Source organism: Micromonospora sagamiensis (genome assembly GCF_014680085.1).
Lineage (GTDB): Bacteria > Actinomycetota > Actinomycetes > Mycobacteriales > Micromonosporaceae > Micromonospora > Micromonospora inyonensis.
The window spans coordinates 5,275,039-5,294,782 of sequence record NZ_AP023438.1 but is presented as its reverse complement, the minus strand read 5'-3'; the positions used below and the strand labels follow the sequence as shown (position 1 = coordinate 5,294,782).

Annotated in this window: 17 protein-coding genes; 8 read left to right on the top strand and 9 right to left on the bottom strand. The window is 72.4% G+C overall.

Annotation, left to right across the window (positions count from 1 at the left end; all coding sequences use genetic code 11):
* Positions 1–6: 6 nt before the first annotated feature.
* The 5 genes from IGA62_RS23375 to IGA62_RS23355 form a co-directional block, all read right to left on the bottom strand.
* Positions 7–822, bottom strand: coding sequence for an SDR family oxidoreductase (locus IGA62_RS23375; RefSeq protein ID WP_145818847.1), 816 nt, complete (start codon positions 820–822; stop codon positions 7–9).
* Positions 719–1,519 (bottom strand): 4'-phosphopantetheinyl transferase family protein, encoded by an 801-nt coding sequence (locus IGA62_RS23370; RefSeq protein ID WP_186499928.1) that lies wholly within the window; start codon positions 1,517–1,519, stop codon positions 719–721. The genes IGA62_RS23375 and IGA62_RS23370 overlap by 104 nt, the downstream gene beginning before the upstream one ends.
* Positions 1,520–1,557: 38 nt before the next feature.
* The gene (locus tag IGA62_RS23365) at positions 1,558–3,402 is read right to left on the bottom strand and encodes an acyl-CoA dehydrogenase (protein WP_145818848.1); all 1,845 of its coding nucleotides are present in this window, start codon (positions 3,400–3,402) and stop codon (positions 1,558–1,560) included.
* A gap of 33 nt (positions 3,403–3,435) precedes the next feature.
* Positions 3,436–4,902 carry an MFS transporter gene (locus IGA62_RS23360; RefSeq protein WP_145818849.1) on the bottom strand — a complete coding sequence of 489 codons (1,467 nt, stop codon included), beginning with the start codon at positions 4,900–4,902 and terminating at the stop codon, positions 3,436–3,438.
* Between the two features lie 178 nt (positions 4,903–5,080).
* Complete coding sequence (locus tag IGA62_RS23355) at positions 5,081–5,722, bottom strand: hemerythrin domain-containing protein (protein ID WP_232624754.1); 642 nt, start codon at positions 5,720–5,722, stop codon at positions 5,081–5,083.
* 510 nt (positions 5,723–6,232) lie between these two features.
* Between IGA62_RS23355 and IGA62_RS23350 the strand changes: the two genes are divergently transcribed.
* Together IGA62_RS23350 and IGA62_RS23345 are read left to right on the top strand one after the other, a co-directional pair.
* Positions 6,233–7,255: an acyl-CoA desaturase gene (locus IGA62_RS23350; protein ID WP_145818850.1), complete on the top strand. Its 1,023-nt coding sequence runs from the start codon at positions 6,233–6,235 to the stop codon at positions 7,253–7,255.
* A gap of 37 nt (positions 7,256–7,292) precedes the next feature.
* On the top strand, positions 7,293–8,918 hold the full coding sequence (locus IGA62_RS23345) for an AMP-binding protein (RefSeq protein WP_145818851.1): 1,626 nt from the start codon (positions 7,293–7,295) through the stop codon (positions 8,916–8,918).
* 76 nt (positions 8,919–8,994) lie between these two features.
* On the opposite strand, the gene IGA62_RS23340 is transcribed toward IGA62_RS23345, so the two are convergent.
* The 3 genes from IGA62_RS23340 to IGA62_RS23330 are packed head-to-tail and all read right to left on the bottom strand — an operon-like array spanning position 8,995 to position 12,357.
* Complete coding sequence (locus IGA62_RS23340; protein WP_145818852.1) at positions 8,995–10,005, bottom strand: 3-oxoacyl-ACP synthase III family protein; 1,011 nt, start codon at positions 10,003–10,005, stop codon at positions 8,995–8,997.
* Positions 10,002–10,664 (bottom strand): SRPBCC family protein, encoded by a 663-nt coding sequence (locus tag IGA62_RS23335; protein ID WP_145818853.1) that lies wholly within the window; start codon positions 10,662–10,664, stop codon positions 10,002–10,004. The genes IGA62_RS23340 and IGA62_RS23335 overlap by 4 nt, the downstream gene beginning before the upstream one ends.
* Positions 10,636–12,357 (bottom strand): thiamine pyrophosphate-binding protein, encoded by a 1,722-nt coding sequence (locus IGA62_RS23330; protein WP_145818854.1) that lies wholly within the window; start codon positions 12,355–12,357, stop codon positions 10,636–10,638. The genes IGA62_RS23335 and IGA62_RS23330 overlap by 29 nt, the downstream gene beginning before the upstream one ends.
* Positions 12,358–12,594: 237 nt before the next feature.
* Here IGA62_RS23330 and IGA62_RS23325 point away from each other — a divergent pair, with 237 nt between their 5' ends.
* The 5 genes from IGA62_RS23325 to IGA62_RS23305 are packed head-to-tail and all read left to right on the top strand — an operon-like array spanning position 12,595 to position 17,062.
* Entirely contained in the window at positions 12,595–12,843 is a 249-nt protein-coding gene (locus IGA62_RS23325) for an acyl carrier protein (RefSeq protein WP_091462768.1), read from the top strand.
* A gap of 3 nt (positions 12,844–12,846) precedes the next feature.
* Positions 12,847–13,758: an SAM-dependent methyltransferase gene (locus IGA62_RS23320; RefSeq protein WP_145818855.1), complete on the top strand. Its 912-nt coding sequence runs from the start codon at positions 12,847–12,849 to the stop codon at positions 13,756–13,758.
* Positions 13,759–13,795: 37 nt separating this feature from the next.
* Entirely contained in the window at positions 13,796–15,115 is a 1,320-nt protein-coding gene (locus IGA62_RS23315) for an NAD(P)/FAD-dependent oxidoreductase (protein WP_145818856.1), read from the top strand.
* Complete coding sequence (locus IGA62_RS23310) at positions 15,112–16,116, top strand: SDR family oxidoreductase (protein WP_145818857.1); 1,005 nt, start codon at positions 15,112–15,114, stop codon at positions 16,114–16,116. Before IGA62_RS23315 ends, IGA62_RS23310 begins: the two co-directional genes overlap by 4 nt.
* A complete protein-coding gene (locus IGA62_RS23305) occupies positions 16,109–17,062 on the top strand; it encodes an SDR family NAD(P)-dependent oxidoreductase (RefSeq protein ID WP_190289201.1) in 954 nt (317 codons plus the stop codon). The genes IGA62_RS23310 and IGA62_RS23305 overlap by 8 nt, the downstream gene beginning before the upstream one ends.
* Before the next feature lie 74 nt (positions 17,063–17,136).
* Here the strand turns inward: IGA62_RS23305 and aspS are convergent, their stop codons facing one another.
* Positions 17,137–18,942: an aspartate--tRNA ligase gene (gene aspS / locus IGA62_RS23300; RefSeq protein WP_145818858.1), complete on the bottom strand. Its 1,806-nt coding sequence runs from the start codon at positions 18,940–18,942 to the stop codon at positions 17,137–17,139.
* 170 nt (positions 18,943–19,112) lie between these two features.
* Between aspS and IGA62_RS23295 the strand changes: the two genes are divergently transcribed.
* Positions 19,113–19,700: a DUF6892 domain-containing protein gene (locus IGA62_RS23295; protein WP_145818859.1), complete on the top strand. Its 588-nt coding sequence runs from the start codon at positions 19,113–19,115 to the stop codon at positions 19,698–19,700.
* Positions 19,701–19,744: the final 44 nt, after the last annotated feature.

Here is a 19,744-nt window from a genome sequence, read left to right as displayed (position 1 = left end):
GGGTTGTCAGGGGGCGAGGAACTCGCGTACGCCACGCAGGCGGGTCGGGAGCAGGTGTGCCGCTCGGGAGCTGTCGAGGCGTACCACGCCGGGGCGGCGCAGCCCCGCCTCGGCGCTGGTCGTGGTCCTCATCCTGGCCGGATCGATCCCGTACCGGAGGGCGACCAGCAGACCCAGGTCGACCCGGCTGACCGCTTCCGGCCCGGCCACGTTCAGCGCACCGGAGTGGTCGGACGCGACGACCGCGAGCAGCGCGTCGGCCAGGTCACCGACGTGCACCGGGCAACGGACCTGGTCGGTGAAGAGGGCGGCCCGGCCGGCGAGCGCGTCCCGGCAGAGGCGGATCTGGCTGCTCCGCTCGTCGCCGAGGATCAGCGAGGTCCGGATCAGCGCGGCGGTGGGGTGGACCGCCCGGACCGTCGTCTCGGCCGCCGCCTTCGCCGCCCCGTACGGGAAGACCGGGCTGGGTGGCTCGTCGTCGCCGTACGGCTCGGGGCGCCCACCGTGCACGGAGTCGCTGGAGACGTGCACCAGCCGGGCGCCCACCTCGGCGGCGGCGACGGCGACGTGGGCCGCCCCGTCGGCGGTGACCGCCCAGTCGTCGTACCGGTAGCTGGTGCCGACGACCGCGTCGGGGCGTACCGCGGAAACGAGCGCGCGGACCGCCTCGCGGTCGCGGACGTCGAGCCGACGTGGCTCCACACCGGGGAGGGCCGGCTCACGGGAGTGGTACGTGCCGACCACCCGCTCGCCCGCCGCCACCGCCCGCCGGCACAACTCGCCGCCGAGATGACCGCTCGCGCCCACCACCAGCAGGGTCACCGGTCCGCCTCCCGTCTGCTCGTCGAGTGCGACGTCCGGACGACCGTACGGCGCGGTGCCCGGCCACCGGCCACCGACCGTCCCCGGTGAGCAGGTGGGACGCCGTCCGCTCGGCGATCCGCACCCGCGCCGGCAGGGGTGCCGGGGTGACCAGCGTCGCCGCCGCCAGGTATCCGGGTCCGGGGCGCAGGTCCCAGAGCCGGGCCCGCAGGCCGGGCCGCCCGGGGTACCCGAGCAACCGGGGCGGATCGGAGGGCGGGCTGATCCGGACGTCCCGGATCCGCACCCGCAGCCCGTCGCCGGTCGCCTTCACCACCGACTCCCGCCGGCACCACTGCGCCAGTTCCGTGGACGGGTGGTCGGCCCCGAGGCGTTCCACGTCCACGCCGATCTCCCCCCGGCCGGCGACCGCCACCACCACCCGCCGACCGGAGTGGGAGACCGAGACCGAGAGCCGGTGCCCGGGCAGTCGGGGCCGGCCGTGCGGCCCGGCGCAGGCCGGGCACTCCCGCACCACCCGGACCCGGTCGGCCGGTACGCCCCGGTGGTGGGCGACCACCAGCCGCAGCAGTACCGCGCCGAGGGTGGACTGCCGACGGTGGCGGGGATGCCCGATCGCGGCGAGCCGCCGTCGCTCGGTGTCGTCGAGCAGCCGGCCGTGCCAGCGGCGCAGCATCCCCAGGTCGGCCCACCACACGGTGCCCACCACGACGGGCCGGCGGGTCCGCCGGTGGATCAGAACGCCTCCTCGGGGACGTCCATCAGGTCGAGCTGGGCCCCCTGGACGATCTTGCGGTCGGCGGTGAGCCGGGGCAGCACCTCGCGGGCGAAGAACCGGGCCACCGCCACCTTGCCGGCGTAGAAGGCCCGTTCCCCGGCGGGGTGGTCGCCGCCGGCCAGGGCGCGCGCCGCGACCTCGGCCTGGACGAGGAGGAGCCAACCGACGAAGAGGTCACCGAGGGCCAGCAGGACCCGGCGGCTGTGCAGGCCCACCAGGTAGAGCTGCCGGGGCTCCCCGCCCTGGGCCGCACCCAGCCACTCCAGCATCGCGCCGAGGGCGCCCTGCACGTCGGTCACCGCCCGGCCGAGGGCGGTCCGCTCCGCCGCCAGCGGGTCGTCCTCGACCTCCGCGCCGACGAACTCGCCGATCTCGGCGGCCACCGCCATCAGCGCGACGCCCTGGTCCCTGGCGATCTTGCGGAAGACCAGGTCGAGGCTCTGGATCGCGGTCGTGCCCTCGTAGAGGGTGTCGATCTTGGCATCCCGGACGTACTGCTCCAGCGGGTAGTCGGTGAGGTACCCCGAGCCGCCGAGGGTCTGCAACGACTCGTGGCCGAGGATCTCGTACGCCCGCTCGGAGCCGAACCCCTTGACCAGGGGCAGGAGCAGGTCGTTGACCCGGGCGGCCAGCTCGGCGTCCGGTCCGAGGACCGTCCGGTCCTGCCAGCGTCCGGTGTAGACGAGCAGGGCGCGCAGCCCCTCGGCGTACGCCTTCTGCAGCATCAGCGACCGGCGGACGTCGGGGTGGGCGATGATCCGTACCCGTGGGGCGGTCTTGTCGGCCATCCGGGTCAGGTCGGCGCCCTGCACCCGATCCCGTGCGTACGCCACCGCGTTGCGGTAGCCGGTGCCGAGGGTGGCGATGGCCTTGGTGCCGACCATCATCCGGGCGTACTCGATGATCCGGAACATCTGCCGGATGCCGTCGTGCCGATCCCCCACCAGCCAGCCGACGGCCGGCACGCCGTGCTGGCCGAAGGTCAGCTCGCAGGTGTTGGAGACCTTCAGCCCCATCTTCTCCTCGACGCCGGTCGCGTAGACGCCGTTGCGCGCGCCGACCTCCCCCGTGGTCGGGTCGAAGTGGAACTTGGGGACGACGAAGAGGGAGAGCCCCTTGGTGCCCGGCCCGCCCACGCCGGGTACGCCGACCGGTCGGGCCAGCACGTAGTGGACGATGTTCTCGGTGAGGTCGTGCTCGCCCGAGGTGATGAACCGCTTGACCCCCTCGATGTGCCAGGAGCCGTCCGGCTGCGGGACCGCCCGGGTGCGCCCCGCGCCGACGTCCGAACCGGCGTCCGCCTCGGTCAGGGCCATGGTGGAGCCCCACTCGCGGTCCACGAATATCCGGGCCCACCGCTTCTGCTCCGGCGTCCCCTCGTGCCAGAGCACGTTGGCCAGGGGCGGGCCGGAGGCGTAGATCCAGACCGCCGGGTTGGCCCCCATCACCAGCTCACCGATCGCCCGCCAGAGCATCCGGGGCGCGGGCGTGCCGCCCAGCTCCGGGGCCAGGTCGCCGAGCCGCCAGAACCCGGCGTCCAGGAACGCCCGGTACGCCTTCGCGAAGCCCGCCGGCAGCGGCGCGGTGTGGGTCGCCGGGTCGAAGACCGGCGGGTGCCGGTCCCCCTCGGTGAACGCCTCCGCCAGCTCCTCCCGGGCGGAGCGGTCCACCTCGGCGAGGATCTGACGGATCGTGTCGACGTCCAGGTCGGGGTACCCGTCCGGGCCGAGGAACCGGTCGACGCCGAAGACCTCGAAGAGGTTGAACTCCAGGTCCCGCAGACTGCTGCGGTAGTGGCCCATCTGTGCGTGCTCCTGTCTGCTGACCGTGGCGACTCAGCCGCCGTGGATGGCCGCCATGTCGACCTTGGCGCGGTTGTTCGGAAGCAGGAAGGTGACCAGGACGGCGAGGGCGGTGAGGATCGCGGCCACCAGGAACGCGGCGTGCAGGCCGTCCAGGAGCGCCGACCCCTGGACCGCGCCCTCGCTGATCCGCCCCGACAGCCGCTCGTTGGCGACGGTGACCAGGACCGCCAGGCCGACCGCGCCACCCACCTGCTGCGAGGTGTTCATCAGGCCGGAGGCGATGCCGCTCTCCTCCCGGGCGACACCGCTGACCGCGGCGACCACCAGCGGCACCAGCGCCAGACCGAAGCCCGCGCCGGAGAGGATCAGGGTGGGCAGGAGTTCGCTGACGTACGACCCGTCGACCGTGCTGCGCAGCAGCAGCACCTGGCCGACCCCGACCAGCAGCAGACCGGCCATGATCAGGTTGCGGGTGCCCAGGCGGGGGGTGAGCTGCATGGCCGCCCCGGCGAAGACCGCCATGGTGAGGCCGAGCGGGGCCCAGGACAGGCCGGCTCGCATCGGCGACCAGCCGTTGATCACCTGCATGTAGAGGCTGAGGAAGAAGAAGGTGCCGTAGAGCGCGGAGGCGGCCAGCACGGTGAGGATGTTGGCCACCGCGATCTGCCGGTTGGCCAGGATACCGAGGCGTAGCAGCGGCTCCGGGGCGCGCTTCTCCCACCAGACGAAGACCGCGATCAGCACGACCGCCCCGGCCAGCCCGCCGATGGTGCGCGGGTCGCTCCAGTCACGGTGCGAGGTGTTCAGCATGGTGTAGACGAGCAGGAGCAGACCACCGGTGATGGTCGCCGCACCGAAGCCGTCCAGTCGGCGCGGGCCGCCGACCGTCTCGATGCTGGCGCCCCGGCGCAGGCCGGCCACGGTGAGGACGAGCAGCACCACGCCGACCGGGACGTTGATGAAGAAGACCCAGCGCCACCCGATCGTGTCGGTGATCAGCCCGCCGAGAAGCACGCCGGTGGTGCCGGCGATGCCGGAGAGGCCGCCCCATACGCCCAGCGCCTTGCCCCGCTGCTCGGCATTGGTGAAGGCGCTGACCAGGATGCTCAGCGCGGCCGGGCTGAGCAGCGCCGCGCCGAAGCCCTGCACGCCCCGGGCGATGATCAGCGCCGTGTCGGACTGGGCGAGCCCACCCGCCAGCGACGCGCCGACGAAGACGACGAGGCCGACGAGGAACATCCGCTGCCGGCCGAAGAGATCCGCGCCCCGCCCGCCGAGCAGCAGGAAGCCGCCGAAGAGCAGCATGTACGCGTCGACCACCCAGGCCAGGGAGGAGGTGGAGAACTCCAGGTCGGTCCGGATCGACGGCAGAGCCAGGTTGACCACCGTCTCGTCGAAGATGACGAGCAGTTGGGCGCCACAGGTGATGGCGAGCAGGAGCGCGACCCGCCCCCGGCTCAACATCTGGTCCCGTCGGGGCACGGCGGCTTGCACCATCACGACTCCTCAGCAGTGCTCGGTGGGTGGCGGGGGTGACGCCCGGCGGTCCGGGGCGGCACCGGCCGGGACAGGCGGTGGGGCCGGCACGCATGGTCGTCGGGTCCGGCCGGCACCGGTCGGACCGGACGGTCTCCGGAGCGACCCGCCCGGCTCGCGTGGCCCGCTCCGGCGCGGGTCAGTCGCCGAAGGCGCGCTGCTGGCGGCGGCGCAGCGAGCCGGCCATCAGCTTGGCCACCGGGCGGGCCGGCACACCCGCCCGTTCGGCCGGCTCGGCGACCGAGTCCAGCCAGGGCGGCATGAACCCGAGTGTCCACTTCGGCGCGGTCCTGAGCATGTTCCGCTCGAACCGGCTCCACGCGGACGCGTCCAGGGCCGGGGCCAGCCGGTCGGTCAGCTCGCGCTCCTCGTCGGCGCAGTGCGCGGCGAGCGAGTCCCGCAGCCGCTGCACCGCCACGCCGAACTCGGCCCACGCGGTAGCCGGGGCGCCGTCGAGGGCGACCAGCCGCCCCCGGACGTCCTTGAGATGACCGAGCAGCTCGGCATGCTCCTCCGTCATCAGGGTCAGCACGTCCTCGCCGGCACCGCGCTCCCGCAGCATCGGCCAGAAGAACTCGTCCTCGCCCTCGTGGTGGTGCTCGATGATCTGGAGGATCCGGTCGGCGTAGTCGGTCAGGGCCGCCGCGCGCGCCGGGTCGGCGGCGCGGGACAGGCCGGTGGCCGTGGTCGCGATACGACCCAGATCGCGCAGCATCGCCCGGTGTGCGAGCCGCATCGTGAGGTGACCGGAGGGAAGTCCGACGGCTGGCTGACTGGACATGATCAACTCCTTGCTGCGGCGGCGCTGAACGCACGCCGACCGTATCAGTTATTGACCCACACCGGCGTCACAATCCCCTAAGGCCTGACCGGAGCGTCGCATGTGGACCGATTGCCGGCGACCCTGATCGAGGCTGGCCTTTCTGACAGCACATATTGAATCGGACGGATCAGACGTTGAACGGTGAATCCAGAGTGGATTGTCGGCTCCGCAAACCATGGCCAATGCGATCCACTTTCGATAAAGTGCGGTACTGGTTTGCTGCGCGAGCCGTGGACGGGGACCGCCAGATGACAGTGCGTACACCACTCCGTTACCCAAACGGCATCGTCGGTGGTTCCAATCACCATTCCGTCAGACCCGTCGACCGCATTCCCCGCCCCGGGCCCGTCCGTTGCGCCGAGCGGCCCCGGGGCCGGCCCGGCACGCGTCCCTCGCCGACGACCGGCCCCGGAAACGGGGACGCGCCGCGATCGCACCGCTCGAACCCATAGATCAAGAGGTAGGTACATGGACGGCAGAGAACACCGCTGGTTCATCCTGACCGCGTCCGTGGCGCCGCTGATCGGCGTCGTGGTGGCGATGGTCCTGCTCTGGAACAGGCTGTTCGGCTGGTCGGATCTCGTGGCCCTGGTGGTCATGTACACGATCTGCGCCTTCGGCATCTCCACCGGCTACCACCGGCTGCTGACCCACCGGTCGTTCCGGACGACCCGTCCGATGTACCTCGCCCTGGCCACGGCCGGGGCGATGGCCGGGCAGGGCCCGCCGATCATCTGGGCCGCGCACCACCGCCGGCACCACCGGGTCGCCGACCGGGAGGGCGACCCGCACAGCCCGCACCTGGGCTTCGAGCCCGGCGTCAAGGGCATCCTGCGGGGACTCTGGCACGCCCACCTCGGCTGGCTCTTCGACGTCGACCTGCGCTCGGAGCCGATGCGCTACTGCCCCGACCTGGTCCGGGACAGGGCCCTGCGCTGGATCAGCGAGAAGTTCGTCCTGGTCGTCCTCGCCGGCATCGTCCTGCCCGGCCTGATCGGGCTCGCCCTCACCGGCACCCTCACCGGCGCGCTGACCGGTGCCCTCTGGGGTGGTCTGGTCCGGCTGTTCCTGGTCAACCACATGACCTACGCGGTCAACTCGGTCGGGCACTACTTCGGCCGCCGCCGGTTCGGCACCCTGGACCACTCCCGCAACGTGGCCTGGCTGGCCATCCCCTCCTTCGGCGAGGCCTGGCACAACAACCACCACGCCTTCCCCCGCTCGGCCCGGCACGGCATGAAGTGGTGGGAGGTGGACCTCAGCGCCATCTTCATCTGGTCGCTGGAGAAGGTCGGCCTGGCCACCCACGTGATCCGGATCGACCCGGAGCGGCTGGCCATGCGCGAGGGCGGGGTGAGCCTGGTCGGCAACGTCAAGCCGGACCAGACCCCGGCCACCACCGCGGAGGAACTGCTGACCGCACCGGCGGCCCCGCCGCTGTCCGAGCGCCGGTCCGCCTCCGAGCTGGTCTCGGTCACCGACGTCGAATGAGGACACCGACCGCCGTACCGGCCCGGAGGGGGACGCCATGCAGCTGTGGGAGCGACTGACCGGAGCCGGAAACCAGGGCCGGTTGCACGCCTGGGCCGGCAACCGCTTCACCGCGACGCCCTGGTCCGAGGTGGTCGCCGACGGCCGGGGCGCGGCGGCCACGCTCCGCCGGGCCGGGGTGCGCCCAGGCCGGCAGGTGGCCGCCGTCCTGGACAACTCCCCGGAGGCGGTGCGCGGCCTGCTCGGGGTCTGGCTGGCCGGCGGGGCCGTCGCGTCACTGCCGGTGCCCACCCGGGGCATGGACCGGCAGGAGTACGCGCGGCACCTGGAGACCCTGGTCGGTAACCTGGACGCGCCGGTGCTGCTGGCCGACGAGAAGCTGGTGCCGCTGCTGCCGGAGTCGGTGCACCGCCGCCTGGCGGTGCGGTCCTGGCAGTCGCTCGCCAGCGACGGCCGGATCGACGAGAGCCCGCCGGAGGCCGACGGGCTGGCGTTCGTCCAGTACTCCTCGGGCAGCACCAGCGTGCCCAAGGGGTGCGCGCTGACCACCCGGGCCATCGGCCGCCAACTGGAGATGATCCTGGCCATGGCCGGCGGGGTGCCCGGCGAGGAGACGGTCGCCTCCTGGTTGCCGCTCTCCCACGACATGGGCATGTTCGGCTGCCTGCTCTACGCCTGGGCGCACGACTTCGGCCTGGTGCTGTCCACCCCGGAGCGGTTCATGATGTCGCCCCGGACCTGGTTCCGGGACATGGCCGAGTACGGCGCCACCATGACCGCGGGCACCAGCACCGCGCTGCACCTGGCCGCGCGGGGGCAGGGCAGTGGCGCGCTGTCCGCCCCACTGAGGCTGCGGGTCTGCGTGGTCGGGGCCGAGCGGGTGGAGTGGGAGGCACTGCGGCGCACGGTGGCCGCGTTCGGGCCGCAAGGGCTGCGGGCGGAGGCGCTGATGCCGGCGTACGGGCTGGCCGAGGCGACCCTGGCGGTGACCGCCTGCCCGCACGACGAGGCACCGCGCTTCCTCGACGTCGACGGCAACCGGCTGGCCGACGGCGAGGTGGTGGCGTGCGCCGCCGACGACCCGGCGGCGACCCGGGTGGTCTCCACCGGCCGGCCCTGCGCCGGAGTCGAGGTGGACGTCGCCGAGCCGGGACGCCTCTCCGAGATCCGGATCGCCTCGCCCAGCCTCGCCAGCGGCTACTTCGCCGACCCGGAGCGCACCGCCGACCGGTTCGTCGACGGCCGGCTGCGCACCGGCGACCTGGGCTTCCTGCACGACGGCGAGCTGTACGTGGTGGGCCGCTCCGACGACCTGCTCCAGGTCGGCGGACGCAACGTCTACGCGCGGGAGATCGAGAGCACGATCGACGGGTTGGAGTCGGTCCGCAAGGGCTGCGCGGTGATCGTCGACGTGGCCGAGGGCGGCCGGAGCGAGTTGGTGCTGCTCGTGGAGCTGCGCAGCCGCAGCAACGACTACCGGGCCTTCGCCGACGAGGCAGCGGCGATCGCGATGACCAAGGCCGGGGTGCCGCTGGCCGAGTGCGTCTTCCTGGAGAAGGGCACGCTGCCGAAGACACCCAGTGGCAAGATCCAGCGGTTCCGGTGCCGGACGCTGCTGGCGTCCGACGCGTGGCGTCCGCTGGCCCGGGTCACCGTGGGCTGAGGACCGCTGTCCGCAGACGACGGAGCCGGGGTGGGGATGTGCTCCCCACCCCGGCTCTTCCGTCGGGCCCGGTCGGCTACCCGCCGGCCCCCCAGCGGACGGCGGCGGCGCCGGCCATGTCCCCGGCGTGCGCGAAACCGGCCAGGACCAGCAGGTCGCCCGGGCGCACCCGGCCGTCCCGGACGGCCTCGGTCAGCGTGATCGGCACGGCGGCCCCGAAGAGGTTGCCGTACTCGTCGAAGGTGTCCAGGTGTCGCTCCGGCTTGAGCTGCAACGCCTCCCGCCAGTTGCGCAGGAACATCCGGTTCGGCTGGTTGGTGATCAGCACGTCGATGTCCGGCGTACGGGTGCCGATCCGGTCGCAGAGCGCGGTGACCACCTGGGGAACGAGCTGGTTGCCCCGGCCGATGATCTTCGCGACCTTGGAGTCGGTGAAGCTGACGTCCATCTCGCTCTGCCCCGGCTGCCAGTACTTCCGGTCGTCGTCGAAGGCCAGGCCCACGTCGGTGGCGTACTCGACGTACTGGCGGACCTCCACGTCGAGGATCGGCGACTCGTCCCCGATCCTCAGGTAGCCGACCCCGCAGCCGTCGCCCGGGACGGGCGCGTGCGACCTGGTGCGGATGGTCGGCTGGGTGAAGACCTGGCCGGCGCTGTTCTGCACGTTGCACAGCAGCGCGGTCCTGGCCCCGCCGGACTGCATGATCTGCTTGGCGAGCTTCAGCATGTAGACGAAGGAGACGCAACCACCGTTGTGCACGTCGAGCACCCACTCCGGGCGCTCACCGAGCCGGTGGGCCACCTCCGCCCCGGCTCCGGTGAACGGCAGGTCGGGCAGGAGCACGTTGGTGATGAGCAGGTCCACCGGCCCGTCGCCACGCTCGCGCGCCCGCTCCAGCACCGGCCGGGCCGCCCGGACGATCAGGTCGGCCGCGGTCTCGTCCGGCCCGATGTGCCGGCGGTACTTCGGCGACTTGAACATCACGCTGTCGTCGAGCGCCGCGTCCGCGCCCCGGTAGAACTCGGTGCCGACCCGGTTCTCCGGCAGGGCGCTGGCAACGTCGACCAGGCTGACCGGGGTGGTCATACCGACGCTCCCGCCCGCACCACGTGGCCGGTCACCGGGATGCCCCGGCTGTGCCGGTACTCCAGGATCGACTTGAGGTTGTCCAGCTCGGCCCGGTGCCCGGCGTAGAACAGCGGCCACATGTCCCCCACCCAGACCCGGTTCGGGTCGGCGACCAGGTGCCGGTTCGGGTTGTCGTCGTAGTACGGGTGCCGGCAGTTGGTCCAGACCAGCACCGAGCCCGGCTTCTTGAGCACCAGCTCGGCGGGGATGATCCGGTTGATGTAGATCATCCACAGCTCGTCGCCCTGGTCCCAGGCGCAGTGGTAGTCGACGGTCAGCGCCTCCCGGTTGGCGACCACCTTCGCGTAGATGCGGGTGTCGTCGGCCAGCGTGTCCCAGCCGACGTGCAGGCCGTCGGTGGCACCGGGAACCGGCTCGAAGTGCCGGGTGCTGTACGTCCACTCGTCGAGGTTGCGCAGGTCGGCGAGGTAGTCGAAGACGTCCTCCGGCGGGCAGTCGATGTAGTCCTGCACGGTGCAGAACTGCCCGTACACCGCGTCGTGCGGGTAGACCGCGTGGGTCATCTCCGCGGCCTTGGCCAGCGCAGCCTCCCTGGGGGTGGTCTCGCAGCGCAGCAGGTTCGGGATGTCAGCCAACGGCGACGACGGGCTGGTCATGAGGTGCTCCTTGGGGACTGACGGTGTCGAGATGGTTGAGGAACGGTACGAACGGCGGGATCTCCCGCGGACTCACGTCGACGCAGACCACGGCCGGCGACCGGGTCGACCGGTGCGCGACCAGGGCCTGCCGCAGTTCGTCCGCCGTCCGGGCGTGGGTGACCGGCAGCGTCGGGAACATGCCCCGGATCCCGGCGGCCAGGTCGGTCGGTCGGAACTCGTTGAACGTGTACGCGTCGTCGTAGTAGAGCTGTTCGCGGGTGACGCACATGCCGTGCGCGTTGTTGTTGACGACCACGAACGTCACCGGCAGGTCGTGCTCGACCGCGGTGTGGATCTCCATGCCGTGCATGAGGAATCCGCCGTCGCCGATCACCACGTAGCTGCGCTCGCCGGTGGCGAAGGCGGCCCCGATGCCCGCGCCGAGGCTGTGCCCCATGCCGCCCATGCCCAGCGCGACGACGAACCGCCCGTCGCGCGGCGTGGCCACGTAGTGGATGACGCCCGCGGCGGCGTTGCCGGCGTCGGCGACGACGGTCGCCCCGTCCGGCACGGCCGCGCCGATCGCCTCCACCGCGTCGCGCAGGCGCACGCCCTCCCCCTCGAACGGCGGCACGCTGAGGAAGCGCAGGTCCGCCCGGTCGGGTGGTGGTGGGGCCGGACGGGCGGCGCGCAGCCGCGCGGTGACCGCCCGCAGTTCGGCGCGCAGGTCGCCGTCCACGTGCAGGGCGTCCGGGTCGCAGAAGGCCGGCTCGGCCCCGAAGCAGACCAGCTCGGTGCCGGCGAGCAGGGCGTCCAGGCCGCCGCGGGCCATCACCGGCAGTCGGGTGCCGACCAGGACGCAGAGCCGGGCCCGGCGCAGGGCGTCGGTGACGCTCGGGTGCCCGATCACCCCGGCGACGCCGACGAAGCGGGGGTCGTGGTTGGAGAAGACGTCCTTGCCGTCGGGCACCACGGCGACCCGGGCGTCCAGCGCGGCGACGAACTCGGCCAGCTCGGCGCGGGCACCCCGGCGGGCCACCTCGTCCCCGGCGATGACCAGCACCGGTTCGCCGGCCAGCTCCGCCAGCCGGTCGGCGGCGCGTTCCCGGGCCGCCGCGGCGGCGACCGGCACCCGCCGGGCGGCGAGCAGTTCCTCGATCGGCGGCGGGTCGGCGAGGACGGCCTGCTGCACGTCCTTCGGCAGCAGCAGCACCGCCGGCCCACCGGGCAGCGCCCGGGTGGCGGTGAGCGCGTCGGCCAATGCCGGGGCGAGGTCCGCCGGGTCGTCGACCCGCGCGCAGTACCGGCTGATCGAGGAGAACAGCTGGTACGCGTCGAACGAGCCGGCCAGTCCGCTGGTGTCCTGGAAGGCCCCCCGACCCTCCAGCGGGCGGGGCGGCTGCCCCACCACGGCCAGCAGCGGCACCCGGGAGGCGTACGCCTCGGCGATCCCCGGGACCAGGTTCATCGCCCCCGCCCCGGAGGTGGAGACGGCCACCGCGAGCCGCCCGGTGGTGCGGGCGTACCCGTCGGCCATGGCGGCGGCGGAGTACTCGTGCTTCGCCACCACCGCGCGGACCGCCCCGTCGCAATGGTGCGCCGCGTCGTACAGATCTTCAATGTTGGCGCCGCCGACGCCGAAAATGTGCCGCACCCCGACTCGATGCAACGATCTGATCAGATAATCGACTACCCGGTACGGTCTGTCCATTATGGATGGCCCCCGCGCGGCACCTCGAAACCTATGTCCCCCCAGAGTTGCTCATCATGCCCCGGCCCATCGTCCACACACAAGGTCGCAATGGAGGGTCGCCCGAACTCATCCACTGTGGCATGATCCAGCGGACCGACCTTCCGAGGGTTGGCGATACGCATTCTCGATGCGGCGGTCAGTGACACCTCTCGCTGTCGAATGCGCAATCACACCACGTGTACGAGGAGTGACGCAGTGATTACTGTTGAACAGGTCTGCGAAATGGTGCAGAAGAAACTGCGTGGAAAGAACGCCGACGAGATGTCGCTCGGCGCCCAGACCGCCTTCGACGACCTGGGACTGTCCAGCCTCCAGGTGGCCGACATCGTCTACGGCATCGAGGACCAGCTCGGCATCGAGTTCGACCCGTCCCGCGCGGCGGACGTGAAGACCATCGGCGACCTGGTGGACCTGGCCAACTCCACGGCCCAGCTCCAGGCGTAGGTCATGTCCGTCCACGCACCGCTGGCCGACGCCCCGGCGGCCGGAGCCGACAACGGCCGCTACGACGGCGCGTCCATGGACGCCATCCAGCAGCACTACGACCTCTCGAACGACTTCTACGCGCTCTGGCTCGGCCGGTCGATGGCCTACAGCTGCGCGATGTGGTCGGGGCCGGAGGACGACCTCGACGCCGCCCAGCTCCGCAAGTTCGACTACCTCATCGAGGGGGCGCGGGCGACCGGCGCGCGCCGGGTGCTCGACGTCGGGTGCGGCTGGGGCGGGTTGATGGAGCGCCTGGTGGGCGCGCACCGGGTGGAGCAGGTCGTCGGGTTGACGCTCAGCGACTCGCAGGCCGAGTGGGTCCGGGCACGCGCGTCGGACGGGGTCGAGGTGCACGTCCAGAACTGGCTGGACCACACCCCGACCGAGCCGTACGACGCGGTGATCTCGATCGGCGCGTTCGAGCACTTCGCCCGGGAGGGGCTGACCCGGGCGGCACGCGTCGCCGCGTACCGCGAGTTCTTCACCCGGTGCCGTGGCTGGCTGCGCCCCGGCGGGCGGATCGCCATCCAGACCAACATCAAGGGCAACAACGTCCGGATGGACCGGCAGACCGTCTCCGACCTGCTCTTCATCATCGAGCGGATCTTCACCGAGTCCGAGATCCCGGCGCTGTCCGAGGTCATTCAGGGCAGCGAGCGGATCTTCGACGTGGTGTCGGTCCGCAACGACCCCGACCACTACGCGCGGACCTGCGCGCAGTGGCTGGACGGCCTCCGGCGCAACCGGGAGCGGGCCCTGGAGCTGGTGGGCGAGGAGCAGGTCGCCGAGTACGAGCGGTACCTCTCCGCCACCGTCGGACACTTCGAACGCCGGCACCTCGGGCTGGCCCGACTGGTCCTCGAGGCGGTCTGAGACGTCGCTGCCGCGACGGATCAGCGATTGGAGCGCTGTGCCGAACTATCGACATGAGGTCTACTGGCAGACCACCGAGGCCGCCGAACCGCAGGACGCCCTGACCGGCGACGTCGAATGCGACGTCGCCGTCGTCGGTGCCGGGTTCACCGGTATGTGGACCGCGTACTCGCTGAAGAAGGCGCGCCCGGAGCTGTCCATCCACCTGCTCGACGCGGGGCTCGCCGGGGGCGCGGCCTCCGGCACCGCCGACGGCTTCGTCACCCCCACCCTCGGCAAGGACCTGGACCAGTTGATCCGGGTCTACGGGGCGGAGGCGGCCGGCCGGGCGTCCGCGATCGTCGGTCGGTCCATCCTGGAGATCGGCCGGTTCTGCCGCCGGGAGAAGGTCGACGCCGAGTACGAGGCGAACGACTACCTGATGGTGGCGCTCAACGACGGGCAGCTCGCCCGCCTGGAACACGACCGGCGGCTCGCCCTCAAGCTGGGCAGTGACACCAAGATCATGGACGCGGCGGAGGCCCGCGCCTACGTCGACTCCCCCGAGATCAAGGGGGCGGTCCGGGTCGGCGGGGCGCTGGTCAACCCGTTCAAGCTGGCCCGTGGCCTGGTCCGGACGCTGCGCGCGGCGGGCGTGGCCATCCACGAGCGCACCGCCGTGCAGCGGGTGGAGCCGGCGGCGACGCCGGGTGCCGCGCACACGGTGGTGACCGCCGCCGGACGGGTCCGGGCGCCACAGGTGGTGCTGGCCACCAGCGCGTCGCAGTACACCTTCCCGGAGTTCCGGCGCACCGTGCTGCCGATGTGGAGCTACGTGCTGATCAGCGAGCCGCTCAGCGAGGAGCAGCTCGGCCGGGTGCACTGGCCCGGACGGGAGGGCCTGGTCGAGGCGAAGACGTTCCTCCACTGTGGTCGGTTTACCGCCGACAACCGGTTGATGTGGGCCGGCGGACGGGCCTACTACTACCCGCGCAGCCCGTTCGACCGGGCCCACCAGGAGAATCCGGCGATCTACCGGGAGCTGACCGAGTCGTTCGCCCGGTTCTTCCCGGCCTGGCGGGACGTGCGGTTCGAGTTCGCCTACGGCGGGGTCATCGACATCACCCGCGACATGATGCCGCACTTCGGCACGCTCCGGCCCGGCCTGCACTACGGGTACGGCTACTGCGGCAACGGCATCGCCGCCACCCACACCGGGGGGCGGATCCTGCGTGACCTGGTCCTCGGCGAGAAGACCGACTACTCGACACTGGCCCTGGTCGACGCGCCTCGACCGACCTTCCCGCCGGAGCCGATCAGCTTCGCCGGCTACCAGGTGCTGTCCCGGGTGTACGAGTGGAAGGACCGGCGCGGATGAGCCGGCAGAAGATGATCGTCCTTACCGGGGCGTCCGGAGTGGTCGGGCAGTCGATCGTCCGGGAGCTGGCCGGTCGTCCGGTGCTCTGCCTGGTCAACTCGGGCAGCGTGGCCGGTCCCGGAGTGGAGATGCTGCGGGTCGACCTGTCCCGCCCGCAGCTCGGCCTCGACGACGACAGCTACGCCGACCTGGTCGCCCGCACCGGCGCGGTCATCCACTCCGGCGGGCTGACCGACTGGGGGCAGTCGCCCGAGCGGTACCAGCGCACCAACGTGGACGGCACCCGCGAGGTGATCGAACTGGCCCGCCGGGCCGACGCGTCGATCTACCACCAGAGCACCTCCTTCGTGCACGCGCTGGCCGCCTCCGCCCCGCTGCCGCTGCGCCCGACCAACGTGGTCACCGCGTACGTCCGCTCCAAGCTCGCCGCGGAGGAACTGCTGCGGGCCTCCGGCGTGCCGTACGTGATCTTCCGGCCGACGAACCTGATCGGTGACGCGGCGACCGGGCTGACCTCGCGCGGGCAGATCGTGCAGCTCATGTCGGACTGGATCTGCCGGGGCCGGGCGAAGCTCTTCCCGGCCCACCCCGGCAACCTGGTGGACATCGTCCCGCAGGACACCCTGGCCCGGGCCACCATCGCCGCGATGGACGCGGGCGACCACGGCCAGGAGTACTGGGTGACCTACGGCAAGGAGGCGATGACCGTCGACGAGGCGGTGGAGATCTGCGTCGAACACGCCCGCCGACGCGGCAAGGAGATCACCCGCCCCCGCGTGATCCACCCGGACGACCTGACCGAGGCGGAACTGGCCGCTTTGGCCCCGATGTCCCGCCGGTACGTGGAGGTCCTCGCCGATGTCAGCGAGGTGACCGCGTGCTCGGGCGGGGCCCTCCCCTCCTCCCTGGACGAGCTGCGCAGCCGCTACGGCCTGCCGCACGTCTCCGACCGGGACGCCTACCGACGAAGCCTCGAGTACTGGAGCGAGCAGGGTGCCTGACGACACGGAGCACACGTCCACCGACGGCCGGTGGGAGCCGCCGGCGCTGGCCGGCAGCGTCGCCGTGGTGACCGGCGGCAGCCGGGGGGTCGGGCGCGGCGTCGCCCTGGCCCTCGGCGACGCCGGGGCGACGGTCTACGTCACCGGGCGCAGCACCCGGGCCGACGGGCGCACCGAAGGGCTGCCCGGCACCGTCGACGACACCGCCGACGAGGTGACCCGGCGCGGCGGGCGGGGCATCGCGGTGCGCTGCGACCACCACGACGACGCACAGGTCGCCGCGTTGTTCGCGCGGATCGCCACCGAGCAGGACGGCCGGCTCGACCTGCTGGTCAACAACGCCTGGAGCGGGTACGAGCGCTCCGACGAGGCCCGCTTCGACGCCCCGTTCTGGCAACAGCCGATGTGGCGGTACGACGCGTACGCGGCGTCGGTGCGGGCGCAGTTCACCGCCAGCCGGCACGCGGTGGAGCTGATGCTCCCCCGGGACGCCGGCCTGCTGGTCACGATCAGCTACACCGACGGGGACACCTACCTCGGGCAGGCGGCGTACGACATGTTCAAGGCCGCCTCCGACCGGCTCAGCCGGGCGATGGCCGGTGACCTGCGCAAGACGAAGATCACCTCGGTCGGGCTGCACCCCGGTTTCGTCCGCACCGAGCGGGTCGAGGCGGCCTGGTCGGCGCTGGGCAGCGGCCCGGCGGCCGTGGTCCACTCCGCCGAGTACGTCGGTCGGGCGATCGCCCACCTGCTGGCCGACCCGTCCGTGCGGGAGGAGTCCGGACAGGTCCTCGCCTGCGGTGACCTCGCCCAGCGGTACGGCTTCTCCGACGTCGACGGCCGCCGCCCCCCGGCGTTCAAGCTGGAGGGCATGATGAGCCTGGCCACCCGGATGGAGCGGCTGAACAAGGTCATCGCGGCCCAGAGACGCACCGCCGAGGGCTGAGGCGGCGCCGGATCCGACAGAGCCGGGGTGGACGGTGAGGCGTCCACCCCGGCTCTCGTCGTCCGGGCGGTGGATCAGGTCGGGTCGGCCACCGGGGCGGCCGGGCCGGCGGTGCCGGTGTGCGCGGCGGCCGGCGCCTTCGGCTTGGCGTCGATGCCCGCCTCGGTGCGCTGCTGGGCGGTGATCGGGGTCGGTGCCCCGGTCAGCGGGTCGAAGCCGCCCCGGGTCTTCGGGAAGGCGATCACCTCGCGGATCGAGTCCGCTCCGGCGAGCAGCATGCAGACCCGGTCCCAGCCGAACGCGATGCCGCCGTGCGGGGGCGGGCCGTACTTGAACGCCTCCAGCAGGAAGCCGAACTTGTCCTGCGCCTCCTCCGGGGTGATGCCGAGCAGGTCGAAGACCCGTCGCTGCACGTCGCCCCGATGGATACGGATCGAGCCGCCGCCGATCTCGTTGCCGTTGCAGACGATGTCGTAGGCATACGCCAGGGCCCGGTCGGGGGCCTGTTCGAACCGGTCCACCCACTCCGAGTTCGGCGAGGTGAACGGGTGGTGCACCGCCGTCCAGCCGCCCTCGTCAGTGCGCTCGAACATCGGCGCGTCGACCACCCAGCAGAACGCCCAGGCGCTCTCGTCGACCAGCTTGGCCCGCTTGGCGATCTCCACCCGGGCCGCGCCGAGCAGCTCCTGCGCCTCGCGGGTGTTCGTGCCGGCGGCGAAGAAGACCGCGTCACCGGGCTTCGCGCCGACCGCGTCGGCCAACCCGGCGAGGTGCTCGGCGGAGAGGTTCTTCGCCACCGGGCCGCGTGGCTCGCCGGTCTCGGCGTCGAGCACCACGTACGCCAGGCCCTTCGCGCCGCGCGCCTTGGCCCAGTCCTGCCAGCCGTCCAGCTCCTTGCGGGTCTGCGCGGCCCCGCCCGGCATGACCACCGCGCCGACGTACCCGCCCGCGTCGATCGCGCCGGCGAACACCCGGAACCCGGTGCCGCGCAGGTAGTCGGTCAGCTCGGTCAGCTCGACGCCGTAGCGCAGGTCCGGCTTGTCGGAGCCGTACCGGGCCATCGCGTCGTGCCAGGTGATCCGGGGGATCGGCCGGGAGATCTCGTGGCCGGCGAGGTCCCGCCACAGCTCCGCGACGATCGCCTCGCCGAGGTCGATCACGTCGTCCTCGGTGACGAAGGACATCTCGATGTCGAGCTGGGTGAACTCCGGCTGCCGGTCGGCGCGGAAGTCCTCGTCGCGGTAGCAGCGGGCGATCTGGTAGTACCGCTCCATGCCGCCGACCATGAGCAGCTGCTTGAACAGCTGCGGGGACTGCGGCAGGGCGTACCAACTGCCCGGCTGGAGCCGGACCGGCACCAGGAAGTCCCGGGCGCCCTCGGGCGTCGACCGGGTCAGCGTCGGCGTCTCGATCTCCAGGAAGTCCCGCTCGTGCAGCACCTTCCGGGCGAGCTGGTTGGCCCGGGAACGCAGCCGCATGGCGTTGGCCGGGCCACCCCGGCGCAGGTCCAGGTAGCGGTAGCGGAGCCGGACGTCGTCGCCCGCCTCGACCTGGTCGTCCACCGGCAGCGGCAGCGGCGCGGCCTCGGAGAGCACCTCCAGGCCGGTGGCGGTCACCTCGACGTCGCCGGTCGGCAGCTCCGGGTTCTCGTTGCCCTCGGGGCGGCGGGTCACCTCGCCGGTGACCTTGACACAGAACTCGTTGCGCAGCGCGTGCGCGTCCTCCTCGCGGAAGACCACCTGGACCACGCCGGAGCCGTCGCGCAGGTCGACGAAGATGACGCCGCCGTGGTCGCGCCGGCGGGCGACCCACCCGGCGAGCGTCACCGTGGTGCCGGCGTCCGCCGCGCGCAGGCCGCCGGCGTCATGGGTACGGATCACGACTTGCGTCTCCTCATCTGCGGTCCAGCTTTACCCCTCGCATTGTGTCAGGGGCACCCGGTGCGGACCGGCACCGGGCGGCTCCCGGCCGGGAGCGGCACCGGTGCGGCCCCGGCCGACGACCCGCTCCCCGTCGGGGGCCACCCCCGCGACGGGATACGGTCGAGATCATGACCATCGTCTTCGCCGACCGCGGCCTGCACCTCGGCGTCCTGAACGCCCTCCTGACCAACGGTGTGATCGCCGCCGCCGACCTCGGCGCGATCGTCGAGTCGACCGGCCCGGACGGCCCGGACGACGGCTATCCGGGCCCGGGCCCACGCCTGGCGGCGTCGCTGGACCTCCTGCACGCCGTCACGGTGCCGTCCGCCGCGGCTGCGGCGATCAGCCACCTGGACTTCGACGGCGGCAACGAGATCTACATGCTCGTCGAGCAGACCCTGGACATCGACACGGGCGGCGAGTCCGACGACTACAACGTGACGTCGCTGGAGGGCATCCAGGCGCTGTCGGGCCTTCAGTCGTTGGATCTGGACGGCCACGGCTACCACCCGGAGCCGCTGGACCTGACCCCGCTGACCGGCCACCCGACCCTGTCGGAGCTGTTCCTGACCGGCGACTGCACCGGGGCGGGGGCGCTGGAGTCGCTGCCGGCGCTGCGCAATCTGGACATCACCCTGGCGCACCTCGACGACCCCGACGTCCCGACCCGCCTGGAGGCTCGCGGGGTGACGGTCCACCACCGCGGGCGCCGTTGACCACACCGCAGCAGGGGCCGGTCGAGCGCGCCGGAGCAGCGGTA